At 45.2% G+C, this 24,856-nt stretch carries 22 protein-coding genes; 12 read left to right on the plus strand and 10 right to left on the minus strand.

Features of this window, described 5'->3' with window-relative positions:
• Window positions 1-163 precede the first annotated feature (163 nt).
• From ACFFUV_RS14075 to ACFFUV_RS14085, 3 genes are read left to right on the plus strand one after another with little or no spacing between them, the layout of a single operon-like run.
• A complete protein-coding gene (locus tag ACFFUV_RS14075; RefSeq protein WP_390193975.1) occupies window positions 164-895 on the plus strand; it encodes a 5-oxoprolinase subunit PxpA in 732 nt (243 codons plus the stop codon).
• On the plus strand, window positions 895-1,575 hold the full coding sequence (pxpB, locus tag ACFFUV_RS14080) for a 5-oxoprolinase subunit PxpB (RefSeq protein WP_390194417.1): 681 nt from the start codon (window positions 895-897) through the stop codon (window positions 1,573-1,575). Before ACFFUV_RS14075 ends, pxpB begins: the two co-directional genes overlap by 1 nt.
• Window positions 1,572-2,504, plus strand: a complete 933-nt coding sequence (locus ACFFUV_RS14085; RefSeq protein WP_390193979.1) for a 5-oxoprolinase subunit C family protein — start codon at window positions 1,572-1,574, stop codon at window positions 2,502-2,504. Before pxpB ends, ACFFUV_RS14085 begins: the two co-directional genes overlap by 4 nt.
• Window positions 2,505-2,569: 65 nt before the next feature.
• Here the strand turns inward: ACFFUV_RS14085 and ACFFUV_RS14090 are convergent, their stop codons facing one another.
• Window positions 2,570-3,703, minus strand: coding sequence for an HD-GYP domain-containing protein (locus ACFFUV_RS14090; RefSeq protein WP_390193981.1), 1,134 nt, complete (start codon window positions 3,701-3,703; stop codon window positions 2,570-2,572).
• Between the two features lie 183 nt (window positions 3,704-3,886).
• The gene (locus ACFFUV_RS14095; protein ID WP_390193984.1) at window positions 3,887-4,510 is read right to left on the minus strand and encodes a TIGR04219 family outer membrane beta-barrel protein; all 624 of its coding nucleotides are present in this window, start codon (window positions 4,508-4,510) and stop codon (window positions 3,887-3,889) included.
• A gap of 477 nt (window positions 4,511-4,987) precedes the next feature.
• Here ACFFUV_RS14095 and arfA point away from each other — a divergent pair, with 477 nt between their 5' ends.
• The 4 genes from arfA (at window position 4,988) to ACFFUV_RS14115 (ending at window position 9,554) form a co-directional block, all read left to right on the plus strand.
• Complete coding sequence (gene arfA, locus ACFFUV_RS14100; protein ID WP_390193987.1) at window positions 4,988-6,481, plus strand: arabinosylfuranosidase ArfA; 1,494 nt, start codon at window positions 4,988-4,990, stop codon at window positions 6,479-6,481.
• Between the two features lie 459 nt (window positions 6,482-6,940).
• Window positions 6,941-8,038: an alpha/beta hydrolase gene (locus tag ACFFUV_RS14105; RefSeq protein WP_390193990.1), complete on the plus strand. Its 1,098-nt coding sequence runs from the start codon at window positions 6,941-6,943 to the stop codon at window positions 8,036-8,038.
• A gap of 190 nt (window positions 8,039-8,228) precedes the next feature.
• A complete protein-coding gene (locus ACFFUV_RS14110) occupies window positions 8,229-8,582 on the plus strand; it encodes a hypothetical protein (RefSeq protein ID WP_390193993.1) in 354 nt (117 codons plus the stop codon).
• A 75-nt stretch (window positions 8,583-8,657) separates the two neighbouring features.
• On the plus strand, window positions 8,658-9,554 hold the full coding sequence (locus ACFFUV_RS14115; protein WP_390193996.1) for a DUF2569 domain-containing protein: 897 nt from the start codon (window positions 8,658-8,660) through the stop codon (window positions 9,552-9,554).
• A gap of 56 nt (window positions 9,555-9,610) precedes the next feature.
• Here ACFFUV_RS14115 and hutG read toward each other — a convergent pair whose 3' ends face one another.
• Both hutG and hutU read right to left on the minus strand, forming a co-directional pair.
• Complete coding sequence (hutG, locus tag ACFFUV_RS14120; protein ID WP_390193999.1) at window positions 9,611-10,417, minus strand: N-formylglutamate deformylase; 807 nt, start codon at window positions 10,415-10,417, stop codon at window positions 9,611-9,613.
• Between the two features lie 163 nt (window positions 10,418-10,580).
• A complete protein-coding gene (gene hutU / locus ACFFUV_RS14125) occupies window positions 10,581-12,260 on the minus strand; it encodes a urocanate hydratase (protein WP_390194002.1) in 1,680 nt (559 codons plus the stop codon).
• A 213-nt stretch (window positions 12,261-12,473) separates the two neighbouring features.
• Between hutU and ACFFUV_RS14130 the strand changes: the two genes are divergently transcribed.
• The 3 genes from ACFFUV_RS14130 to hutC all read left to right on the plus strand — a co-directional run bounded on the left by ACFFUV_RS14130 (window position 12,474) and on the right by hutC (window position 15,380).
• Complete coding sequence (locus ACFFUV_RS14130) at window positions 12,474-13,862, plus strand: formimidoylglutamate deiminase (RefSeq protein WP_390194005.1); 1,389 nt, start codon at window positions 12,474-12,476, stop codon at window positions 13,860-13,862.
• Window positions 13,852-14,514, plus strand: a complete 663-nt coding sequence (locus tag ACFFUV_RS14135; RefSeq protein ID WP_390194008.1) for a HutD/Ves family protein — start codon at window positions 13,852-13,854, stop codon at window positions 14,512-14,514. The genes ACFFUV_RS14130 and ACFFUV_RS14135 overlap by 11 nt, the downstream gene beginning before the upstream one ends.
• A 101-nt stretch (window positions 14,515-14,615) precedes the next feature.
• The gene (gene hutC, locus ACFFUV_RS14140) at window positions 14,616-15,380 is read left to right on the plus strand and encodes a histidine utilization transcriptional repressor HutC (protein WP_390194011.1); all 765 of its coding nucleotides are present in this window, start codon (window positions 14,616-14,618) and stop codon (window positions 15,378-15,380) included.
• 71 nt (window positions 15,381-15,451) lie between these two features.
• On the opposite strand, the gene ACFFUV_RS14145 is transcribed toward hutC, so the two are convergent.
• From ACFFUV_RS14145 to ACFFUV_RS14170, 6 genes are all read right to left on the minus strand, one after another.
• Entirely contained in the window at window positions 15,452-16,540 is a 1,089-nt protein-coding gene (locus ACFFUV_RS14145) for an acyltransferase family protein (RefSeq protein ID WP_390194014.1), read from the minus strand.
• Between the two features lie 593 nt (window positions 16,541-17,133).
• The gene (locus tag ACFFUV_RS14150) at window positions 17,134-17,829 is read right to left on the minus strand and encodes a pirin family protein (protein WP_390194017.1); all 696 of its coding nucleotides are present in this window, start codon (window positions 17,827-17,829) and stop codon (window positions 17,134-17,136) included.
• A gap of 141 nt (window positions 17,830-17,970) precedes the next feature.
• Window positions 17,971-20,028 (minus strand): FUSC family protein, encoded by a 2,058-nt coding sequence (locus ACFFUV_RS14155; RefSeq protein ID WP_390194020.1) that lies wholly within the window; start codon window positions 20,026-20,028, stop codon window positions 17,971-17,973.
• Window positions 20,029-20,030: 2 nt separating this feature from the next.
• Window positions 20,031-20,897 (minus strand): efflux RND transporter periplasmic adaptor subunit, encoded by an 867-nt coding sequence (locus tag ACFFUV_RS14160; RefSeq protein WP_390194022.1) that lies wholly within the window; start codon window positions 20,895-20,897, stop codon window positions 20,031-20,033.
• Window positions 20,898-20,905: 8 nt separating this feature from the next.
• On the minus strand, window positions 20,906-21,106 hold the full coding sequence (locus ACFFUV_RS14165; RefSeq protein WP_390194025.1) for a DUF1656 domain-containing protein: 201 nt from the start codon (window positions 21,104-21,106) through the stop codon (window positions 20,906-20,908).
• Between the two features lie 581 nt (window positions 21,107-21,687).
• Window positions 21,688-23,175 carry an alkaline phosphatase family protein gene (locus tag ACFFUV_RS14170; protein ID WP_390194027.1) on the minus strand — a complete coding sequence of 496 codons (1,488 nt, stop codon included), beginning with the start codon at window positions 23,173-23,175 and terminating at the stop codon, window positions 21,688-21,690.
• Between the two features lie 180 nt (window positions 23,176-23,355).
• On the opposite strand from ACFFUV_RS14170, the gene ACFFUV_RS14175 reads away from it, so the two are divergent.
• Both ACFFUV_RS14175 and ahpC read left to right on the plus strand, forming a co-directional pair.
• On the plus strand, window positions 23,356-23,901 hold the full coding sequence (locus tag ACFFUV_RS14175; RefSeq protein ID WP_390194030.1) for a DUF3299 domain-containing protein: 546 nt from the start codon (window positions 23,356-23,358) through the stop codon (window positions 23,899-23,901).
• Window positions 23,902-24,179: 278 nt separating this feature from the next.
• Complete coding sequence (gene ahpC / locus ACFFUV_RS14180; RefSeq protein ID WP_390194033.1) at window positions 24,180-24,737, plus strand: alkyl hydroperoxide reductase subunit C; 558 nt, start codon at window positions 24,180-24,182, stop codon at window positions 24,735-24,737.
• The last annotated feature ends 119 nt before the right edge of the window (window positions 24,738-24,856 follow it).

The following is a 24,856-nucleotide window of genomic DNA, read 5'->3' on the forward strand; positions in this document are numbered from 1 at the left end:
GTTTTATCGATGAAATGAATTTACGAGCATTATTTATACAATAACGAGATGTAAACGAATTGACAACAATTGAAAAGCGAATAGGATATAAATTGCATTTAAATTGTATTTATTGATTTCAATTTGAACAGGACGTAAGTAATCACTTCAAGGAGAAGCAAGGATGAAGCTCAACTGTGATTTAGGAGAAAGCTATGGCATATGGCAGATAGGGCGTGATGATGCGGTTATGCCGCATATTGATATGGCCAATATTGCCTGTGGTTTTCACGCCTCCGACCCAGACGTCATGGCCCAAACCATCCAAAGCGCCATCAAGCATAATGTCGTGATTGGCGCTCACCCAGGCTATCAAGACAAGCAAGGGTTTGGCCGCCGTTCCATTCCTCACACGCATGATGAACTAAAACATTTATTCATTTATCAAGTTGGCGCAATGCAAGGCATGTGTCGTCTGTTTGGTGCCGAGATTGGTTACATCAAACCACATGGCGCGCTGTATAATGACATGATGGCAAATGAAGCCGTATTTTTGGCGCTTGTAGAAGCGATGGCACAGGCTAACATGCGCATTCCCCTAATGATTCTTGCCCGTAGTGATAACCAAACTTATCAAGCGATTGCTGACCAGCATGGCGTCGAGTTACTGTTTGAAGCCTTTGCTGATCGTGCCTATACCGTTGAAGGGCAGCTGGTGGCACGCAGCATAGAAGGGGCGGTGTATCATGACGCAGATACCATCATTCGTCAGGTCAAACAGCTTGTAGAAAAAGGTACGATCACCACGCTTGAGGGGGTTGATATCCCGCTGCACGCCGATACAGTTTGTGTGCACGGTGACAATGATGAGTCGGTGGCCACCATCGCTCAATTAAGGGAAGCGCTGGGTGAATGATGAAACAGATCATAACGCTCTCTGAAACCCATTTAATGGTGTATATCGGCGAGCATATTGATGTTACGCAGGCCAGTAAAATGGCGATGTTACGAGAGCACGTCGAGCGCCTATTTCCTGATTTGATTGATGTTATTCCTTCTTATACCAGTTTGATGATTGAGTTTCATCCGCTCAAAACAGACGTCAGCGTATTGATTGGCGAACTTGAGCGGTTACTGGTTAGTTTTGATGATTTTGCTGTGCGCCAAGCGAGCCAACTGATCGAGCTGCCGGTGTTTTATGACCCCCAAGTCGCACCAGATTTAGACCCGCTCTCTAAACGCTGTCAGCTAAGCCGCCAGCAAGTGATCGACATTCACAGTCAGCAAGAATATACGGTGTGCGCCGTTGGCTTTGCGCCGGGGTTTGCGTTTTTGGGGGCTGTGGATGAGCGTATTGCGGCGCCACGTCATGCCGAGCCGAGGCTGAAAGTGGCGAAAGGCAGTGTTGGTATTGCGGATCAGCAAACAGCAGTTTATCCGGCGGCATCGCCAGGTGGCTGGCAAGTTATCGGTAATTGTCCATTGGATCTATTTGATGTCAATCGTACCCCAATGACGCCATTTACAGTGGGTGACACGGTGAAGTTTACGCCAATAACACGTGAACGTTTTATTGAACTCGGAGGGCAATTATGACTCATCTCGAAGTCGTCACACCTGGCGTTCAAACTCTGATTCAAGACCTGGGTCGCTTTGGCGTTGGACATATTGGTTTAAGTCAAGGTGGGCCAGCGGATCTTCATGCTTATTGCTGGGCTAATCGTTTATTGGGTAATGATAGTCGGGCACCCGTATTGGAGATTACCCTTGGGCAAGTTGCGTTCAAGGCGAAGCAAAATGTCATGTTAGCGGTGACGGGTGCAAATATGCCACTCTCGATTGATGGGCAGCCAGTTGAAAACTGGCAAACGCTGTGGCTAGAAAAAGGTCAAGTGCTTAAATTTGGGTATGCTCGGCAAGGGTTTCGCTGTTATTTGGCGATAGAGAGCGGCTTTGATGTGCCTCGGTGGTTTGGGAGTGCATCAACCGTGGTGCGAAATGGCATCGGTGGCCTTGAAAATGAGCCTGGACGTGCTTTAAGTAAAGGAGATGAACTCACCAGTGTGCTCAAGCATCACACAATGCGTCCGAGCCAAGCCGTCGCTTCGCGATATGTTGGGCAATACCCGTCCAATATTCGGCTCGGAGTATTAGAGACGTACCAACATACGTTATTCAGTGAGCAGCAAAAAGCGATGTTTTATCAGAGTGCTTATACCGTTAGTGACAAGACTGACCGCATGGGGGTTAGACTGCAAGGACGAGCTATACATCCAGCCCAAAATGGCGTGATTTCAGAAGGTATCGCCCCTGGTTCAATTCAATTCCCAGCGAATGGTCAACCGATCATTCTGAGCAACGACCGACAAACGTTAGGCGGTTATCCCAAACTTGGCTGCCTTTCAAAAATGAGCTTGATGCGTCTCGGGCAAGCCAGACCGGGAGTTGAAATCGAATTTTATCCCACTGATTTGGCCCAAGAGCGTCTTGCTTATCGCCAGTTTGCTCAATTTTTTGGACTGTAAATATGAGGATTAAGGCGTCCATCACCGCAACGGCAGTGGTGGACGCTTTGCTTTTATTGGACGGGTTAATCGGGGGAATCACCAAACTTGGTTATGATCACTTCAACGTGCTGTTGATGGTCAAACAGTGCTTGGACACAATCGGGATCAATCTTACCAGCAGTTACCATTTTGGTGAGTTCCTGATACGCATCATCAATGGGCATCGGCTTCTTATAGGGGCGAGTGCTGGTCAAGGCATCAAAGATATCAGCCACCGTAATGATGCGTGACTCAATTGGAATCTCGTTGCCTTTTAAACCGTGGGGATAACCACTTCCATCAAGCATTTCATGATGATATGCCACAATATTACGCATCAGCTTTGAGTCATCAAGATGCGACAATTCATAATCTTCAAGCACTTGGGTAATGATTTGCACCCCTTTAATCACATGCTCCTTCATGAGCGTATACTCGTGTGGCTCAAGTTTTCCCGGTTTGAGTAAGATGTTATCGGGAATTCCTATTTTTCCGATATCGTGCAGCGGTGCAAACAAGTAGATGTGTTCGATGGTTTCATCACTAAACTGGTATTTGTCCCCGATGGTTTTGGCTATAAGCCGGGACAGTTGCGCCATACGCTCAAGGTGCATGCCCGTTTCGAAATCGCGCAGCCCTGCAAATTCTTTCGCTGCTTTAGCAGTGGCGAGTAGTGCATGGACGGTCGAGATTTCAGTGACGATAGTCAGCGTGATCATCTTGGTAAACAGCAATAAATCACGTTGTATTGGCTCAACGAAATACCCATCTTCCACGCTATCAATAAAGATAAAACCCACGAAATGTTGGCCATTTGTCATGGGAATGGTAAACGAGGAACGATAGTTTTGTTCCAGCAACCACTTGGAATGCTCCGAGCCATTTGCCACTTGCTCAGCAATGCTGTTAATGACGCGACATTGATTGGTGCGTTTTAGCTCGCTAAGTTCATAGCTCATGGCCAAAGGGTATTCGTAGCGGTCGATAGCATGCCCTTGACGGGTACTATTAATAAAAGTTTTTAAAAGGTCGGTTCGGTTGTCATACAGCGCACAGGCGATGCGACACACGCCCGGCATGCGTTCAAGAATAGAGTCATGCAAGTTTTGCAAACGCTCAGAGAGTGAATGAGAGACATCGGTCGGTGATAACGTGACGTTGTTTTGCTGTGCGTACATAGGAAGCGTCCATCATTGTTGTTTTGATCGTCCTAAGGTTTAGTGTAGCCAAATTCTCCAGTACTCGAATGACATTCGAATTTGACGTGATCAACGTCACTATCATGCTCGGTGGGGTTGCGCACAAACACAAAAAAAAACGAGCCCTAGAGGCTCGCTTTTTTATCGTTTTACATCATGAAATTAGAAATCTAGATTGACACCTGCGAATACGCCCTTGGCTTCGCTATCAAGATTGATATGGTCAAAATCATCTAAATCAAATTTTTGTACACGATAACCGGCTTGCAGCTCGATATCGAACAAGCCCATGCCAATCTCGTACTGAATGCCGGCAGAAAGATCGCTCATGTCGTAATCGTCATAAGAGAACGCCCAACCTTTAGCAAACAAGAACAGTGGCGTGGCAGGAATTCCCAATTCAGCAGCGCCGTATACGTGCGGCAAGTAACCATCAAAGGTCTGAGTGTTCACTTTGGCATCGAATAAGCGGGTTAACCCTGCACCGACATCAATCGACACCAAGTCATTATCGAGAATTTCGTAGTACAAAGTGAAGTCTTGTTTGGTGTATTCAAAGTTGTCTGCATCCGCAGAAGATTGAGCAAGTTTGACGTTTGGAACCAGTGGAATTGGGTGCTCTAAGGAGGCTTCTACCGTGTAAGTCATTTCATCGCCATTATCGATTCCATTGAATTGATAATCTTGCTGCCAAAGATTCATTTCTACATCTGCGCCTAAAAGCATATCGGCGTGTGAGGAGAACGCAGTTGCTGCTAGAAGCAGACTTAGAACAGTTTTTTTCATGACAATCTTCTTTCCGAATAATAAGCCTGATTGGCCTATAAGTTACTCATACTTTTGTTAATGCGTCTGAGTTTAAGCATTAACTAAATCATTACCCTAGCATTAAAGCATTTTAGTCCCAGTGAATCACCGTCAATTTGATAAGTAGGTTCAAAGAATGAGCGATTCTCGGCGGTTTCTTCAGCGCTTGATAATAAACGTCGAATTTGCCATCGATTTTAAACGTCTCGCTGCGTGAAAGTGGTCGATTCACAAACTTACTGTTCAAGCGTATTGAGAATTTGCTCAGCGCTCAGAATGACAAAAACGCCTTTTAGTTGCAGCTTTCTAGCGTTTTTATACATAGTGGGGACATCAGACGAGTCTCATAATGCGTTGAATACAAACGGATGGCGAAATAATCAATATCGGTTTCAAAGGGAGAATTGGTGCAAACCTAGCGCTATCCCTTAGGTCGAGTTATGGAGATAAAGTCGAATGAAAACAGCACAATGTATCGTCAACAAGCATTTCAAAATTTCAGCTATTGATGAGCGCATTTATGGATCATTTATTGAGCATATGGGGCGCGCAGTATACACAGGAATTTATCAACCTGAGCATGCAACGGCAGATGAGCAAGGATTTCGTCATGATGTTATTGACACCATCCAGCAGTTGAATGTGCCGATTATTCGTTACCCTGGTGGTAATTTTGTCTCAGGTTACGATTGGAAAGACGGTATTGGTCCAAAGCAGGAACGACCGACTCGGTTGGATTATGCATGGTTTTCACTTGAAACCAATCAATTTGGTATCAATGAGTTTGCTGATTGGGCCCGCAAAGCGGGTACAGAGGGCATGATTGCTGTCAATTTAGGCAGTGGAACGCCGCAAGAGGCTGGCTATTTAGCGGAATATTGCAACATTGAACAAGGGACGTATTGGAGCGACAAGCGTCGCGAGCATGGGTATCAACAACCACATAACTTTAAGGTTTGGTGTTTAGGTAATGAAATGGATGGCCCATGGCAAACGTGCGCACTGACCGCTGAGCAATATGCTGATAAAGCGCGAGAAACCGCCAAAATCCTTAAGTGGGTGGATCCCAATATTGAGCTCGTGGCCTGTGGCAGTTCTTCAAAGGAGATGGCGACGTTTCCCGAGTGGGATCGAACCGTGCTTGAAGCGTGCTATGAGCATGTCGATTATATTTCTCTACACCGTTACTATGAGTATGAAGGTGATAAAGCGAGCTTTCTTGCGGCCTACCACGATCTCGATGACTTTATCACGACCATTAAGGCGACCGCTGATTACGCCAAGGCTAAGCATCGCAGCGATAAAACCATGATGCTTAGCCTTGATGAATGGAATGTTTGGTATATCAAACACATGGACACCAAACGTTGGCAGTGGGCTCCTTCCATTGCCGAAGATGTCTATTCTCTGTTGGATGCCTTGGTTGTTGGTGGCTTATTAACCACCATCGTCAATAATGCCGACCGGGTTAAAATGGCATGTCTCGCTCAGTTAGTGAATGCGTTAGCGCCAATTCATACCGACCCTCAAGGAGGGGTACTTCGTCACGCGACGTATTATCCGTTCCAGCAAGTCAGCAATTATGGCCGAGGAGAGGTGTATAAGAACAGGGTTGTGTGCGATTGCATTGAGACGGACAAATACGGTCAAGTTGCTGAGTTAGCAACGTTAACCACCTTTGACTCACAAACCAATGAACTGGCGTTTTTTGTTCTTAATATCCATCTTGAGGAGGATATTGACCTACAATTACGCTTAGAAGAGTTTGGTGAGTTAATGTTATTAGAGCAACAGGTATTAACCGGTGAGGACTTGTTTGCGGTCAACAGTTTTGAAAATCCAAATAAGGTAGTGCCACAGCATATAGACGTCGATAAACCGGTCGGAACGTCCTTTTCTTTTATTTTACCTAAAGCATCTTGGACCATGTTAAGATTTAAAAGAGCATAACGGTTGAATGTATAGCTTCGTTTAATATCGGCTAAACGAAGCTTGTTTTAATAAACATAGACTTGCAGTAAATTATCCTTTTATTAGCAATTGTATTAAGTGAGTATTAATGAACTTTATTTAATTGTTACATATTAAAACAATTTTATTGTTGATTTTTAATTTGGTTATAAAACCCTCTTTTTGAACATTATAATTATCTCCTCAAATATTATGAGTTTAGACAATTAGGCAATAAATAAAGACAAATGGAATAGCGAAAAAATATAAAAATGGCAAATATAGTCACTCAGCGAGCTCAATAAACGCGGAATTGAATGGTTTGTAAGTACGATGAACCTCTAGCGCATGACACTGTGTTGGGCCGCGAACTTATATTGTAGGAAAAGCGGGTGGCGCTTTAATACGTCAGCGTTATTCGTACGCCAGGGCTAATTGTTCTTATTAGGAGATATTGTCATGACTAAGCAAAACACTACCGTAGAGGCGGATACCCCCAATTCTGGTCGCCGTGATATGATGAAAATGACGGGAGCAGGGTTAGTTGCCTTGGGCGTCGGCTCTCTCGCCAGCGCTTCTGCTTCGGCCAGTTCAACGCCAAAGTTGACGGATGAATGGGATAAAACATTCGCTAAAAGCGATAAAGTTGACCATAAAAAAGTGACGTTTCCTAACCGTTATGGCATTACCTTGGCAGCCGATGTTTACCAACCTAAAAATAGCAGCGGTAAATTACCTGCCTTAGTGATTAGCGGTCCATTTGGTGCGGTGAAAGAGCAGTCTTCCGGCCTTTATGCACAAACCATGGCGGAACGCGGTTTTGTCACGGTTGCGTTTGATCCTTCTTATACGGGTGAAAGTAGCGGTGAGCCACGCAATGTTGCTTCTCCAGACATCAACACTGAAGATTTCAGTGCTGCGGTCGACTTTATTGGCCTGCAGTCAAACGTAGATCGTGAGCGCATTGGTATTATTGGTATTTGTGGCTTTGGTGGGATGGCACTCAACGCTGTGGCTATCGACAAACGCGTGAAAGCGGTTGTGGCGAGCACTATGTATGACATGACTCGCGTGATGTCGAAAGGTTATTTTGACAGTACGACGCCAGAGCAGCGTACACAAGCGCTTGAGCAACTTGGTCAGCAGCGCTGGGAAGATGCAGAAAATGGTAAGCCAGCTTACGGCCCTGTTTCGCTTGAACTTGAAGGTGGTGAACCTCAATTTGTGGTTGAATACGCAGCCTATTACAAATCGCCGGAGCGTGGTTTCCACCCACGTGCGATCAACTCAAATGCAGCATGGACAGTAACCAATCCGCTGTCATTTATGAATATGCCGATTCTTACCTACATTGATGAAATTTCACCACGTCCAATGCTGTTGATTCACGGTGAAAAAGCGCACTCACGTTACTTTAGTGAAACCGCGTATGAGAATGCGGCTGAGCCAAAAGAGTTAATGATCATTCCTGGTGCGACTCACACTGATTTGTATGATCAAATGGATGTGATTCCGTTTGATAAAATCACAGATTTCTTCAATAAGAACCTTGCCTAAGCCCAAATCCACGATCATTTTTTAAAGCGCTCATTGTTATGGGCGCTTTTTTATTTGCCGGTTAATAAATATCAATAGGTCTTTCCCTGATTTTATCGGTGTAACTTTCGCGGGTTAGTTAACTCTCTTCATCCTTAGGTCGCCTACCAAGCATAGTAACAGAAATGTCATCATGAAAAGGAACGGATAAATGTTGAAAACGTCTATCGCGCTCATTGCTGGGGCACTTATATTATCTGGATGCTCGAGTTCTGTGTCTTGGAGTGAACTTGAAAAACATCAGTCAGATGCAAATTACTGCTCTTCTGCATTTGTCGAATCACAACAAATTGAATCTTGTGAGATAGAACAAATCGCTTACCAAAGAGCCAAAGACCAATGCCAATACGATTCGAATCCGGAATATTGTGAAATTATGGCAAGGCACGGTTGGCGAAATTTTAAAGAGATTATTTTAAGTGTTGAGCCGACTAAAGAACATGCCCGAATTTATCCTGTTATCTGTGGGTTCAAAGAGCACGATTTAAGACCGTGTTCTCAATAAATAGTAACGTCTATTTATGGGTCGCTATCTCACGTTTTCAGTGTCTGTATTGGTCGTTAATGGAGGAGGTTGGTGATGAGAGTGATTACACCACCAAGAGGGCTATCTGGCTGGTTATTCTTTGTTGGGTGCGGGCTCGTGATCACTCCACTTAATTTGATATCAGGGCTTATACAGAATTATGTGCCTTTATTTAGAAATGGTTCTTGGGAGTTAATCACCAACCCAGAATCTGAACACTATATCTCTGGGTTTGCTCTTTCGGCGTATTTTGAGTTAATCGTCAATTTGTTATTACTTGCCATGTCTCTATATCTGATTAACTTATTTTTCAAAAAGAGAGTGACATTTCCCAGGTTCTTTATTATTTGTCAGTTACTTGCGATTTTTATCTATGTCGCAGATGGCTTTATTTCAACCTATTATTTTTCCCATATCGGTGACCATCCGAACATGAGTCTCAAGCTATTAGTGATAGGTGTTGCATTTGGTGTCGTGCGGATTCTTTATATGCTGAAATCACAACGGGTTAAAAATACGTTTAATCAGGAGCACAGTTATAAGGCGGCGAGTAAGACAGCGGCGATATTAAGTATTGTATTGGTGATTGGCTTTTGCTCTTATCTTATGTTCGTCAATAAAAATTCATCCAAATATCGATTAAATCATTATCTCAAATCTGTTTCTTCGGAGATTCGACAAGATTTGCCCGTGACTCTTAATCAAGAAATGCGACTTGATGAAGTCTATGTTTCTGGAACCACGTTATATTTTCGTTACACCTTATTAAATTCAACGACAAATCCATTCTCTGAAAATGATGAGTTTCAAACAGTAATGACTCAGGCGGCCTGTAACAACCCGATGATCAAACAATTGGTTAATATAGGCGCTAAAATTAAATATTCCTACACAGATACTTCTGGTGTTGATTTGACCGCGATCCGTATAGACAGCAGCGATTGCGCATAGGTTAAGAGTGCGTCGTCAATAGGGTGTATATGTTCGTTTCAATATACACCCGTCATTCATGGTAATTTAACTTCCAAAACCGCCTTTAGGATAGCTTTAATTTGGCGTTGAATCGCTGGCGCTTTTTGGCTATCAAGTTCATAGCGACCTTGTGCTAATGCTTCATTATTTAGATAGGTATCTTGTGACAATTCAAGCTGAATCGCATGAATATTGCTACCGGGGTTGCCAAAGCCGCGGGTAATAAAACCGCCTTTAAAGCGGGCATTGACCACTTGGGAATATTCATCGGTGATGATGCTGGTTACCGCATCAACTAGGCTTTTCTGACACGAGTCACCTTGATTGGTGCCCCAGTTAAAATCGGTCAGTTTGCCTTCAAATAGCATGGGTACGCGTACGGCGATACTGTGAGCATCAAACAAAATGGCGTAGCCAAACGCTGATTTAAGCCGTTCAAGCTCGCTGGCGATTTGGTCATGATAGGGGTGCCAGATTTGCTGTTTGTAACGTTCGCGATCTTGCGCGCTAGGCGCTTTGCCTTCGGTAAATACGGGGGTTGAATCAAACAAGATTTCAGGAAACAGCCCAGTGGTTTTGGTGGTGTAAAGCGGCTTGTCATCGACAGGTCGATTAAGGTCGACCACATAGCGCGAATAGTTAGCCGAAATCACGCTCGCACCGAGTTTTTCAGCGCTTTGATACAGGGTTGGAATGAACCAATCGGTATCGGGTAATGCTTGGGCGGCAGGGGTTAAACCTTGTGCGACTTCTGGGGTTAATTGGGTGCCAGAGTGAGGCATGCTAATCAGTAGCGGCACACTGCCAGAGTGAAATTCAAATGGCGAGGCAATTTGGGACATAAAACGCAGCGCTCCTTGCTCGAAATTATTGCTTTGAGAATAGTGGGTTAGTTGAAACTCACGTTTGCTATGAAAATAGAGGTTCGCGAGTGGTTTTCGGTTGACCACAGAAACTGGCAAAGATAACAAGGATAGCCACCTGAGTGGCTATCCGAGAGCGAGGTTATTTCCCCGTGATCATCGGCAGATTCAGGCCTTGATCGATAGCGCAGTCAACGGCGATGTCGTAACCCGCATCTGCGTGGCGCATAACGCCCGTTGCTGGGTCGTTATGCAGTACGCGCGCGATGCGCTCTGCGGCTTCGTCGCTGCCGTCACAAACGATCACCATGCCAGAGTGTTGAGAAAAGCCCATGCCGACGCCGCCGCCATGGTGCAACGAAACCCAAGTCGCGCCCGATGCGGTATTGAGTAGTGCATTGAGCAGCGGCCAATCCGATACCGCATCTGAGCCATCTTTCATGCCTTCGGTTTCTCGGTTTGGGCTGGCAACGGAGCCCGAGTCTAAGTGGTCGCGGCCAATCACGATTGGCGCCGAAAGCTCGCCGCTTCTGACCATTTCGTTAAATGCGAGACCGAGTTTGGCACGTTGCCCCAAACCGACCCAGCAGATACGCGCAGGCAAACCTTGGAATTGGATACGTTCACGCGCCATATCGAGCCAGTGATGCAGGTGCTCGTCATCGGCAATCAGCTCTTTGACTTTGGCATCGGTTTTATAGATATCTTCAGGATCGCCCGACAGCGCTGCCCAGCGGAATGGGCCCACGCCACGACAAAAGAGCGGACGAATGTAAGCCGGTACAAAACCTGGGAATGCAAATGCATCTTCTACGCCTTCTTCCAGTGCCATCTGGCGAATGTTGTTGCCGTAGTCAAAGGTTGGAATGCCTTTGGCGTGAAACGCGAGCATGGCTTCAACGTGTTTTGCCATCGCCTGTTTCGCTGCGTTTACTACTTCTTTTGGCGACGTTTGGGCTTTATCTCGATATTCTTCCCAGCTCATACCGATAGGTAAGTAACCGTTAAGCGGGTCGTGAGCCGAGGTTTGGTCGGTGACCATATCTGGGTGAACGCCGTGGCGTACCAATTCGGGCAAAACTTCTGCCGCGTTGCCGCAAAGACCAATTGAAATCGCTTTGCCGGCCTTGGTGTATTTTTCGATTCGCGCCAGTGCGTCGTCTAAATCGCTGGCTTGCTCATCCAAGTAACGAGTTTTAAGACGAAAATCGATGCGGCTTTGCTGACATTCAATGTTCAATGAACAAGCGCCGGCAAGTGTTGCCGCGAGCGGCTGCGCGCCACCCATGCCACCAAGGCCAGCGGTTAATACCCAACGACCTTTCAGGTTGCCACCAAAGTGCTGACGACCAGCTTCGACAAAGGTTTCATAGGTGCCCTGAACAATGCCTTGGCTACCGATGTAGATCCACGAACCTGCCGTCATCTGACCATACATGGCAAGGCCTTTGGCATCGAGCTCGTTAAAGTGTTCCCAGTTGGCCCAGTGCGGCACAAGGTTGGAGTTGGCTATTAGAACGCGCGGCGCATTGCTATGGGTTTTAAATACGCCAACGGGTTTGCCAGACTGAACTAATAAGGTCTCATCCTCTTCAAGGTGTTTGAGAGAATCGACAATACGATCAAAACACATCCAATCACGAGCGGCGCGGCCAATCCCGCCGTAGACAACAAGTTCTTCAGGATTTTCAGCCACTTCAGGGTCTAGGTTGTTCATCAACATTCGAAGTGGTGCTTCTGTTAACCAAGATTTGGTATGGAGAGTGGTACCCGTTGGTGCTTTTATGACACCTTTTCGGTGACGGTTAAAAACTTGAGTCATGAGGATAATCCTTATCTTGTAACTACATGTATATACAAGTAGGTTAGCGATTAAAATTTTCAATAGCAAGCTGACACCAATTTTTTAAATTGGAATGTTGCGAAGCCTCACAGCAATATGTTTTATCCTTATTTGCTTACAAAATAGATTTGTCTAGACAATAATGCCTTGGTTACACTCGTTTAAATAAACCACAGGGAAGTAGTTTGATTTATGACTAGGAAGGTTGAGCGTCAACAGTTTTTTGCACCGTGCGCGTGGCTGTCTGATGCTGGTTGGCAAAGCAATGTATTGCTTGACGTTGAAGATGGTCACTTTACTCGCATTGAATCTAATGCATTGCCCACACCACAGGCTACCTTACTTCAAGGGCCGGTTTTACCGACCATTGCTAACGTTCATTCGCATTCTTTTCAGCACCTGATGGCCGGGTTAGCGGAGGTGAGTCGAAATCCCAATGATAGCTTTTGGAGTTGGCGCGATTTGATGTACAAAGTCGTTGCGAAACTGACACCAAATCAAGTGAGAATTATCTCCACTCATTTGTATATTGAAATGCTAAAGGCGGGCTATACGCAAGTCGGTGAGTTTCACTATTTACATCATGATAGGAGCGGGCATGCGTACTTTAACCCCGCTGAAATGGTTGAACAAATTTATACATCAGCGCAGGATTCAGGGATAGGCTTGACGCTACTTCCGGTATTGTATTCTTATTCTGGTTTTGGAGGTCAACCCCCTTCGTTGGGGCAGCAGCGTTTTATTCATTCCGTTGATTCCTACCTTAATTTGCAGCAACAAAGTGAAGAGCGACTGTCTGGCTCTGAAAAACACAACCTTGGTCTGTGTTTTCACTCGTTGCGTGCCGTCACTCAACATCAAATTGAACAGGTGATGGCGGCGTTCCCGCAAAGGGATGTTATTCATATTCACATCTCCGAGCAGCAAAAAGAAGTGCGAGATTGTGTGGATTGGTGTGGGCAACGTCCGGTTGAATGGTTAAACAGGATGATTGGCTTGGACTCACGCTGGTGTTTGGTTCATGCGACTCACCTAAATAGCAACGAAATCGATGCTATTGCGCAAAGCGGCGCCGTCGTGGGATTGTGCCCGACTACGGAAGCTAATCTTGGCGACGGTATATTTCCTGCCGCAGCGTATCAGCAAAAAAAAGGTCGTTGGGCCATAGGTTCTGATAGTCATGTCAGCTTGTCGATTGTTGATGAATTACGAACCTTAGAGTACAGCCAACGCTTACAACAACAGCAACGAAATCGTCTTTCCCGCCCCGAACAACCCTATGTCGGAGATAGCCTCTATCAGCATGCGCTTAATGGTGGAAACCAAGGATGTGGGGTTAACTTAGGTATTCAAGTTGGCGCACGCGCAGACTTTATGACGCTGGATTCAAGCCACCCATTTATTGCTGCCAGCCAAGCCGAGGACATTTTAAACCGCTGGTTATTTGCATCGAATATCAATCTTATCCGTGATGTTTACGTTGCTGCTAAGCCCGTGATTAGCCAAGGACATCACCCAAATGAAGAGCCTATTCGGCAAGCATTTATTCGCGTCATTAAAGAGGTAGTTTATGACATTTGAAACCCCAACACGTTATCGAATTCGCGCGCGAGAACAGTATCGAACTTCACGTTGGAAAAACGGACAAGGCGAAACTCGACATATTATTCAAGCGCACATCAACCAAAACACGTCTTATCGTATTAGTCAGGCGACCATTCATCATAATAGCCAATTTTCTGATTTTAGCGGTCAGCAACGAACCTTAGTGCTGCTAAAAGGGATGGGCGTTAGCTTAAAGCACAAAACGCAGCGTGGATATGACGTCGTTCATGAGCTTAAATCCCCACTGTCTGTCGCTCGATTCAATGGTGGTGATGAAACGAGTGCGACACTTCTCGATGGAAGCGTTGAAGTACTCAATATCATGGCAAGTGAAGGACAGCTCTCTTCATATGTGGAGATTGTAACGCCATCGATGTCTGTGTTCGCTCTACGCCAACCACAATCAAATTATGCGTGCTTTTATGCGAATGAAGGGTGTGATGTGCTGATTCGTTCCTGTTTGGTAAACGATGGAAGTGACAATGTCACAAAGGTGAGTGTCGGGAGTCGACAAACACTTGAGTTTAATGAGGCGGTAGAAATGAAACTTATCAAAGGCTGTGGAGTCTTTGTGCAATTTAGTACCGAACAATTACCCAGTTATGGAAAATATCGGCGTTATCTGTAAATCGCCCTCAATGCAAGGCATTGACTTGGTGCTTAGTTCTAGGGTTGTATGCGGCTCTCAGTGTATAATTTCTCTCATTATCAATGGCTTTGGAAAAAACGGTGTCTGAAATAACGATGACAATGCTGGAAGGTTTATTTGATGGTTTACCTGACGAACCATTGCCAATCTATGCCAAAGTAAAGCTGGCAATCAATCAAAAAATACAAAATGGTGATTGGCAAGAAAATCAACGCGTTCCTTCGGAACTCGATATGGTTAAAGCTCTCAAGGTTAGCCGTATGACGGTTAATCGAGCGTTGCGCGAATTAACAGCTGAAGGGGTATTGGTTCGCCAGCAGGGTGTTGGCACCTTTGTAGCAGAAAAGAAATCTCACTCGGCGCTGTTTGAAGTGCATAGCATCGCGGAAGAAATTGCTTCGCGTGGGCATCATCACTGCGCTGAGCAACTTTTACTGGAAGCCGGACGAGCAGGGGTCGAAGAAGCGATGATGCTCGGTGTACGTACTGGGCATCCCATTTTTCGTTCAACCATTTTGCATTTTGAAAACGATCTTCCTATTCAGCTCGAAGAGCGTATCGTCAATGGCGATCTTGCTCCTGATTACGCCAAACAAGATTTTACCCATAAAACCGCCTATGAATACTTAACCAGCGTTGCGCCGTTGAGTGAAGGTGAACATCTGGTTGAAGCGGTACTTCCGACAGAGTTTGAGTGTCAAAAGCTCGCTATTGACCCTTCACAGCCGTGTTTGCAGATCAAACGTAGAACGTGGTCTGGCGAGCATATTGTTACTGCCGCGCGTCTACTTCATCCGGGCATGCGTTTCCAATTGTTTGGGCATTTTGGTCGCAATCTGGGGTAGGTACATTTAAACGCCGATAACGAGCCATTCTGAACACAAGCGATGATCAGAATGGCTGTCTCTTCAAATGATCAGTTTGCCGTAGTTCGTTTTAATGTTGTCACTTTTCCTACCAATAGCTTGAAGGCTTGTGGAGGCGTAAACAGGTATGGGCGCACATAAGAGCCTAACACGACGCAGGTAATAGCACACAATACAACAGGTAAAACGCTGATGATCACCATTTGTAAGTACGGAGAATCAGGTAGGTTATGTGTTTGTGCTAAATGGTAAATGTAAGCGATAAAGAACTGATGCGTAATAAAAATCTCAAGAGAGTACGCGCCAATGTGTGAGAACAGTTTGGTAAACCATGGCATTTTTGAGCCCATCACGATGAGATAGATAAACACCATCGTCAGTGGGAATGTTAGCAGGAATATCTGCATATAACCGCTCATATCACCAAACAGCTGATGCATGATGATAAAGAACGCAAACAGAGCCAATGCAAGCAACGACACTTTACGAGTTTGTTTGAGCGTCTCTATGATTGCTGGAGCAAACCAGGCGCCAAACATAAAGAATATAAGGCCCTTATAAGCGAGATTTTTTACCAACATCATTTGGCTATTGTCCGGATAAGGGAAATAGCGAGTTGAAAGCATCAGGATGAACGAGCTCGCAAGGGTGATAAGAATTTGCTTTTGCACGCTAAAGCGGGAAATAACGATAGCGTAGCCACTTAACAGTAAAATAGCGTATAAAAACCACAAATTTCCGTAGGGCGCGGTAAATACAAACACACTGTTCTCAAAGAATGGGTGACTTTTCCATGGATACATGTGAATTCCGGCAAGTTCAAAACCATACGAAAAAGCGGTCCACAATAAGATGTTCCAAACGATAAAAGGGACTCGCTTGGTAAAGTACCACTCGAACTTATTTCGACTTACTAAGCTAAACACAATCCCCGAACAGATGAAGAAAGCGGGCATACGAGCTAGGCCGATAAAGAAATCTGCACGTTCAAAGGTATGAGCGACCGAGCCAATTTGTTCATACAAATTGGGGTTATATAGGGTGAGTGCTAACCAACCATGATGGAGTGCGACTAAGAGAACAGTAATGCCTTTAATAGCATCGACCCAGTCCAGACGAAGTTTTGCTTTTTTGTTCATTATTTAATCAAGTTTGTTTCTAGGAACAGCTATTACAGCAAAAATCATCTATTTCATGTTAAATGCACGAAAGATCGATCTATATCCTCAAAGTTGAGTCATTGATTTTAATCCATTAAAATCAATGACTTTTATTGTTTCTTTATTCATTAAAAAAGGCCGCCTTGAAAGGTCTGAAATTTATTTTATATATTTCAATAATTTAAGCTGTTGTTTTAGCCTTAGTATCAGATAGGCAAGGTATTGATGCAGCGAATATTTCCTTTGCTCGTCTTAATTTTGAAACGTGTTGGTTTGGGGCCGTGGGGAAGAAGAACTTTGACCGTTGAGGTGCCAGCCTCGAAACTTAAACATAACCGTTATCATCGAAGTGGCGATACTATAAATAATTGTTTGGAAATCAAATTGATGTGTTAGCTGGTTGATTCTAGAGCAGTAAAAGGCTTTGCATTATTTAATGACACAGTTAATCGCATTAACTTAAGCGCTAATTTAAAGATAAATTAGCAAAGCGAATGGGCTCTTGTGTTCACCCATCCGCACATGAGTGATGACTTAGCTTGCTACCTGTATTGGTAGCAAGCGGTATCAAATTAAGGCAGATCAAATACCAAGGCTTTGACGATCTGATCGCTATTGTTTGCAAGCGTAATTGACGTTTGCATTTGTACTTTCGCGCCATCACCTGGCTGTAGGAATGTCTGATCGACAAGCAGTTGCCCTGTAATTTGATGAACATACACATTGCGGTTTGCCGCGATCGGATATTCAAGATGCTGTTGTGGTTCAAGGATCAGTTGATGGAGCGTCGCATCTTGCTTAATGGATAACGTGCCATTATCACCATGTGGAGTGGCAATCGATGTTAATCCACTATTTTGGCCAAAATCTTTTTGTTGATAGCCTGGTGGTTCTCCGATGACGTTGGGTTGAATCCAAATTTGTAAAAAGTGCAGTTGTGCGTCACTTGAGTGATTGTACTCGCTGTGATAAATGCCTGAACCTGCAGACATGAGCTGAAACTCCCCAGCAGGCAGTACTTTGACATTACCTTCACTATCTTTGTGAGCGATTTCACCTTCTAAGACGTAGCTGATGATCTCCATATCACGGTGACCATGGGTATCAAAACCCGCACCGGGTTGAACGGTGTCGTCATTAATCACACGCAGGGCAGAAAAGCCCATATGATTAGGATCGTAGTAGTGACCAAACGAAAATGTATGTCGGCTGTCCAACCAGCCAAAATCGGCTCGTCCACGATCGGCTGCGTGTCTTACTGTAATCATTGCAAATCTCCGCATTAGTAGAAACGTTAGGTTTCTTCTTTGATTACATTCATCATAACGCGGCGTGTTTGAGTACATCATCACAGCACTTTGATCACCAAGTTCAAATTTCTTGAAGTAGTGTTGAATCAGCTACGGCTATTAAAGTGCGCTTCTTTCCTCTGCGATCGCTTGTGCACTGCGCTCTAGGGTTAAACTAATACGCATAAACATGCCCTCAAGTAGATCTTTTTGCTCTTCATTGAGATCAAAAGGCTCAAGTTTGGTGATCAAACGCTCACAGCTTTGTTTAAAATCAGCGTTATATTTGCCGTAAAACGCCTGCATAAACGCATCACCAAGTGCGCGTTGCCAGTAACGCAACTCATCGTCGACGTTTGTACCGGCAATACGGTGTACAATTCGCCCGAGACGAATGGAAACATGGCCTAAGTTGAGCCCGGTTAGTGCAAGATCGGTGACATTTCGAGACGCGCCACTGGCTTTGTCATAGGTAGAGATTCGCAGTAAGCGATCGCCCATTCGCGCATTAAACCATTGCTCGGGCGTTGTATGCTCCGTCATGTCTCTTAAATCACTGCACGTGGCTTTGACTAATCGTGTGATCATCAGCGGAAGGCTAGGGCCCGTGATCATTTTGAAAATCCAAAATAGCACGGTAACGCCGACAAAGATCGCCATCGCATTACTTATCGTCGAATCAATCGACAGCGCGCGGGTCATATCGTTACTTGGCATAACAAAGATGGTAAACGGAATACAAATACCCAGGCCGTATGGCAAAGTCGGCCGGTTGGCGAGAGCCAGCAAGCCAATGAAGTAAGGGCCGGCAAGAATCATTACCAACAATTCATAATCACGACTGCTGGCGGCGAGCAGGGGAACGGCATAAAAAATGGCGATGGGAACGGCAAACACGATGCCGACCAAAATTCGCTTTAACACAACCGACAAAATGGGTGAAGGAAGCCTTGCCATCATGATTGAAAATACCACGGGCAGTATCATGATCATCATGACCGAGCTTGAGCCAGTCCCGACCCATAAGCCTGCGCCGACTAAAAATAGAATCGTACTGCGAAGTCCGGTGGTTAATCCGACTAAAGGATCTCGATAGCTTTGAATACGCGGAGCGTTGAGTTTCGCGGGGGTTTTGCTGGTAAATTTCGCGTAGCCCTTCAAAAGAACGACTAATTCCGAGCTAAGCTCGAGAGAGATTTTAACCAAACGCGCTTGCAACGGCGTCTTTTCTATATTGAGGTTGGTATACTCAAGTTGTTTACGGCGCAGGTTTTGAACAATGTGATAGCATTCGTTGTAGTCTTGGCTTTCTGCCATCTGAGTGAAGCTTTGGCGCATCTCTTCCATTACAGGGCTTAGCACATCGCCGATTAACTCAGGATGCTGGCGTTGAAGACGGCCGAAGATTTGCACTAAGGCAAGCAGTGACAGCACGCTATTGCAAATGGCATTAACTGCGCGGCTCTGACCAGGCCCTTCAGGGCCTTCAAACGCTACCGCACTTGAGTCATCGCTGAGCATAGTGACGGACTCGAGAATAGTATCAATATTCTGATGGCGCTTTTCGTGTGAGCCTTGCGAGTCGATTTCGAGGGCTAAATAGCCCAAGGTTTGATTAATCACGTTTTTCGCGTGGGCTTGAACACCATCTTTGACTTTCACTGGCCAAATTAGCTTGCTGACGAGCGTAGCACAAATAACACCGACGATGATCTCACTAATACGTGCCTGTGCCACGGCAAAAATGGTTTGACTGCTGGCACTGGCGGGTTGAATCATGACCAGTAGTGAAATCAAGCAGGCGGTCATTCCAGCCATTGCAAAGGCGTAAACAAAGTTCTGACGACGAACGAGCGCCGATAGCCCTGCGTTAATCCCGAGCCACAATGCGAGTAATCCAAGTGCCAATTCGGGATAGGGCGAAAACCAATTTAGGATCGCAATCCCGACCACACCGCCAACGAACGTACCGACAATTTGGCAAATGCCTTTTTCAACCACTAATCCGCCTTCAGGACGAATTTGCAAGAACACCGCGCCGATCAATGCCCAGTAAGGCCGATCCAAATTCAGGAACATGGCAAGATACAAGGACAGAGCCATCGCCAGCACGCCTTTTATTGCGAACTGCAGCGCCTGACGGCTAGGGAAAAACAGGCTTTCAAATAGGGCTTGCATCGCTATTCAGCCGACTCTTCTAGATGGATTGAAACTGTCATACCTGCGCTTAAATGAACACTTTCTGGTAGCTCATCCAGTTTGATATCGACTGGAATGCGCTGTGCTAACCTTACCCAGTTAAAGGTTTGCTGAACTTGCGGTAGCAGTTGGTTATTGCTGGTGGTGTTGGTATCCGCAATCGCATCGCCAATACTGATGACTTCGCCGCTCAGAGGCTTGCCACCACTCATCAATGTGATGCGCGCTTTTTGGCCTAAATGAATCAACGGTATTTTTGTCTCTTCGAAGTAGCCAGTCACATAGAATGAGTTAGCTTTGACCAACGACAATACCGAATTACCTTGGCTGACGTAGTTACCCTCACGCAGCGTTAAGTTGATAATGCTGCCGTCTGCTGGGGCCAACACCTTGGTGCGCTCTAAGTTTATCTGTGCAGTTGCAAGTTGCGCTTTGGTTAGATTGTAATCCGATCTAGCGATTTCAGTATTGATGCGGGCACTTTCTGCCGTTTCTTCGCTGACTAATTGACCCGAGGTGAGGGTTTGACGGCGCGCATATCGATGTTTAGCGAGATCCCAAGAGTATTTTTTACTTTCTAAAGTCGCCTTTAGCTCAGCGATCGCCGCTTTATAGCGTGTATCATCAATGGTGAAGATGACATCTCCTTTTTTGACACTTTGGTTGTCCGTCACTTCGACATCGTTTACCCAACCAGAAACATCAGGGGCGATAGTAATGACATGGGCTCGAACGCGGCCGTCTCGTGTCCAAGGAGAGTAGAGGTAGTGTTGCCAAACCCAATGGCCCAAAATAATCGCGACAACCAAAACGACCAGCGTTAGGGAGATGCGTGTAATTTTTCCCATAAACGTATTTAACTCCCAAGTAAATAAATGACCAAAGCGAGGTAACAAACATAGAGGCCGACTTCAAACCAAGCGACTTTCCATACCCTCGAATAGAGCCCAGTTTTATGCAATACCGCGCGTGTTCCCCAAGACAGGAGAAATGCGATGGGCATAAAGATAACCAGTGGACTAAACAGCAACCCACCGAAAGCTAATTCTTCAAACATAGAAATTGATTCTCAACTTATTATCCGCTTGTGTCGTCATCAAAGCACTGCGTATGAAATCCAATCCAACACTGAGGTTATAACAAGACCTAAGATATGAATGTGCTTAAGTATCAGTAGTTTTTAACATTTCGTGATTGTTAAAAACAAAATAGTGTTAAACATTATTGTTTTAAAGCCATGATGGTTCTTAAGTATGACGCTTAACAGCGTATACCACCCCTTATACTGAGTTAATCTAGAGTATATGGCACATTCTCGCACTGCGCTGACGCGTTTTTGGAATGTAACTCTATGAAATAGGGTATGAAGATCAACACCGAATGGTGTATGGCTACATGGCAATTTATATAAACTATCAATAGTATGACCTGCACTGCAAGGAAACATTGAACACAATTTTGGACTTAAACTATTTCTTATCTTTCATTAATCAAGGTGGCTGGATGAGTTTTGATATAATTTCGAGCAATAATTGTGCAGTGTATGTCGACCAAGGCATGTGATGATTCTTGAAATAGAAAAACCGAGGCATGTTAGCCCCGGTTTGTTTAGCCTAATGACGTTGTAAGTGATGTCGCCTAGCGGGTGAGTCCCAAGGCTTCATTCATGACGTGGAAAATATAGTTCTGTTCGACCGCGCCTTGGAACAAGTACGCTTCAGGACCGCGTGCGAAAATAGCCACATCTTCTCCGGAGTGTGTTTCTGAGTCCAGTTTAACGAGTGACTGCTGACGGTAATCAAGATCCAAAACTTCTTGTTCGGTTGGATTAGGGCGATCTGCTGCGCTCGGCACTGCGCCGGGGCCATTACCGTAACTTAGTGTGGTATAACGCTTTCCGTAAGCATCGAGATTATATTTCCCGCCAGTTTTTGATAAACCAAGGATAGGGTTACCGCGTTGCGCATAGCCATTTGAAATAAAGGTATGTGCGTGGTCCGCGGTGACAATCACCAAAGTATCTTGTGGGTCGGTTTTCTCTAGCGCCGCTTTAATTGCGTCATCATAGGCGACGGTATCGGCAAGAGCACGCGCCGCATTTCCATCATGGTGCGCGTGGTCAATGCGGCCCGCTTCTACCATCAATACGTAACCTTGTTGGTTGTTTGAGAGCAGATCAATGGCTTTTGAGGTCATTTCAGCTAATGAGGGTTCACCGTCGCGGCGGTCGGCTTCGTATTTCATGTGGCTGCTTTCAAACAAACCGAACACTTTAGCTGCGTTATTAGGGATACTGTCAAAACCTTGTTTATCATAAACATATTGGCCTGAAGGGTGCTGAGTTTGCCACTGCTCAACTAAGTTCCTCCCATCTTTCCTTTTACCATTTTTACCTTCCGGGTCCACCACGGTGGCGGGTAAAAATTCACGGCGTCCACCACCAAAGACCACATCCATGCCTTCGCCATTGTTAAATCCAATCAACTGCTGAGCAATGTCGACACAGCCCTGATTTTTAGCAATGTTGGGCATGGTTGTATCGTTTTCCCAGTTACGATCTGCTGCGTGCGCATAGGTGGTGGCTGGCGTGGCGTGCGTGATTCGCGCAGTGGAAACCACGCCGACAGACAGCCCTTTTTCAGCAGCCATTTCCCACGCGGTTTTTGCTTCGTGACCGATTTGAGTGTTACAAAAACCACGTTGAACGTTGTCATCAACACTGATAATGCCTTGTTTGGTTTTGACACCAGTGACCATCGCCGACGCTGTGCCTGCTGAGTCTGGCGTTTGTGCATCGGTGTTATAGGTTTTAGATAAGGCGACGTTTGGCATTGTTTCCATGGTCAATTTGTACTCTTCACCCAGCAACCCTCGGCGCTGACCTTCAAAGATGCGCGCCGCAGTAATCGTGCCGACACTCATGCCATCGCCGACAAACAAAATGACATTTTTCGCCGGTTTATCTATGGGTTTATTTGCCTTAGCTTTCGCAATATCCGCTTGTGCTTGTTGAAACCACACATCATTTTTTTGTGGCGCATCAACGCCACTGGTTGAGGTTGACGCTGAACAACCGGCTAGGGCTGCGACCATACCACTGAGTAACATAAAATTATTGTTCTTCACGAAGCGACTCCATCTCGTTTTTTGAGTTTCCGTTTAATGTCAGTTAATTGAATCTGACTCTATTAGCTAACATTTGGATGAATTATTTGTTACTGAGTGATGAAGTTTTTATGGCTGTCATAGGACTGTCTTATCTACGCAGCATGATGATAAAACCAAGGATTTACCAAAAGTAAGGTTATGCAACCAACTCATCATGTATTACGTACTGCCCGTTTTGTTTTGACCCTGTGGGTTATGATTTTCTTGTCGTCACTTCAGTTGGTTAGTGCGCAGGAAAAAGTTGATGCCAATGGGATCATGACGCTTGATTGGATAGATTTAATTCCACCAGCCGAGCGTAATGCCATTCCTCCTCAACGAACCACGCCGATAGATCATGAAAAAGACACGCCGCCACAAAATAGATATGGTGGATTTCGCGATGACCTTGATGGTCAAAAAGTTCGTATGCCAGGGTTTGTGATTCCGCTGGAAGGGGATGATAAAACCGTCACCGAATTATTACTTGTTCCATACTTTGGCGCTTGTATTCACGTTCCGCCTCCGCCGCCAAACCAGATTGTTTACGTCAAGTTTGATAAAGGCGCACCGTTACAAGGACTTTGGGATGTCGTGTATATCGTGGGGACACTTCGAACCCAAAAAGTTGACTCCGACCTTGGTCAAGCAGGGTATCTCATTGAAGGCGTCAACGTTGAAACTTACTCCGAACCGCGCTCCTAATTCCTACTTTGCTATTGCCACCATGCTTTTTAATGGCAGTGATTGCGCTGCCATTGTTAACTGACTGATCGTCGTCAACTTTGTTCTTAACTGTCATTACCTATAGATGAAGGGTTTATCGTCATAGCCTATTAATTGGTTACGTCCAGTTTTAAATGATAGGAAAATCCTATTGATAGAATAGCTACAAGTGATTTTTCTAATGACGCGCAGCATGTGAATATACTTTCCGAAAGCAAGACATTGCTAAGACAAACAACCTAAAGGAAAGTACCCAAATGATTAATACTCAAATCAAACCATTTAGCGCAACAGCATTTAAAAACGGCGAATTCGTAGAAATCACTGAACAAGATGTTCTTGGTAAATGGGCAGTATTCTTCTTTTACCCAGCAGATTTCACGTTCGTTTGCCCAACGGAGCTTGGTGATTTAGCGGACCATTACGAAGAGCTGCAAAAACGTGGTGTTGAAGTGTATTCAGTGTCTACCGATACGCACTTCACTCATAAAGCATGGCACGATAGCTCAGACACTATCGGCAAAATCAACTACTACATGGTTGGCGACCAAACCGGTAACATCACCAACAACTTTGGTGTTATGCGTGAAGGTCAAGGCCTTGCAGACCGTGCGACATTCCTTATCGACCCTGAAGGCACGATTCAAGCGATGGAAATCACCGCTGAAGGTATCGGCCGTGACGCTGAAGATCTACTTCGTAAAGTGAAAGCAGCGCAATACGTTGCAGCGCACCCAGGTGAAGTTTGCCCAGCGAAATGGAAAGAAGGCGAAGAAACACTCGCTCCTTCTCTAGACCTTGTTGGCAAAATCTAATTCGCGAATTAGCTGCGTATTAGTAAAACCCATTTGAGAGTGTGTCGGGTGGTACCTAACGACCTACGCACCCGGCATGCTCTCTCCTTGAATTATCCAGAGTGACCACTCTATTTAAA

Source organism: Vibrio olivae (assembly GCF_042428525.1).
In the GTDB taxonomy this organism is placed as follows: Bacteria; Pseudomonadota; Gammaproteobacteria; order Enterobacterales; family Vibrionaceae; genus Vibrio; species Vibrio olivae.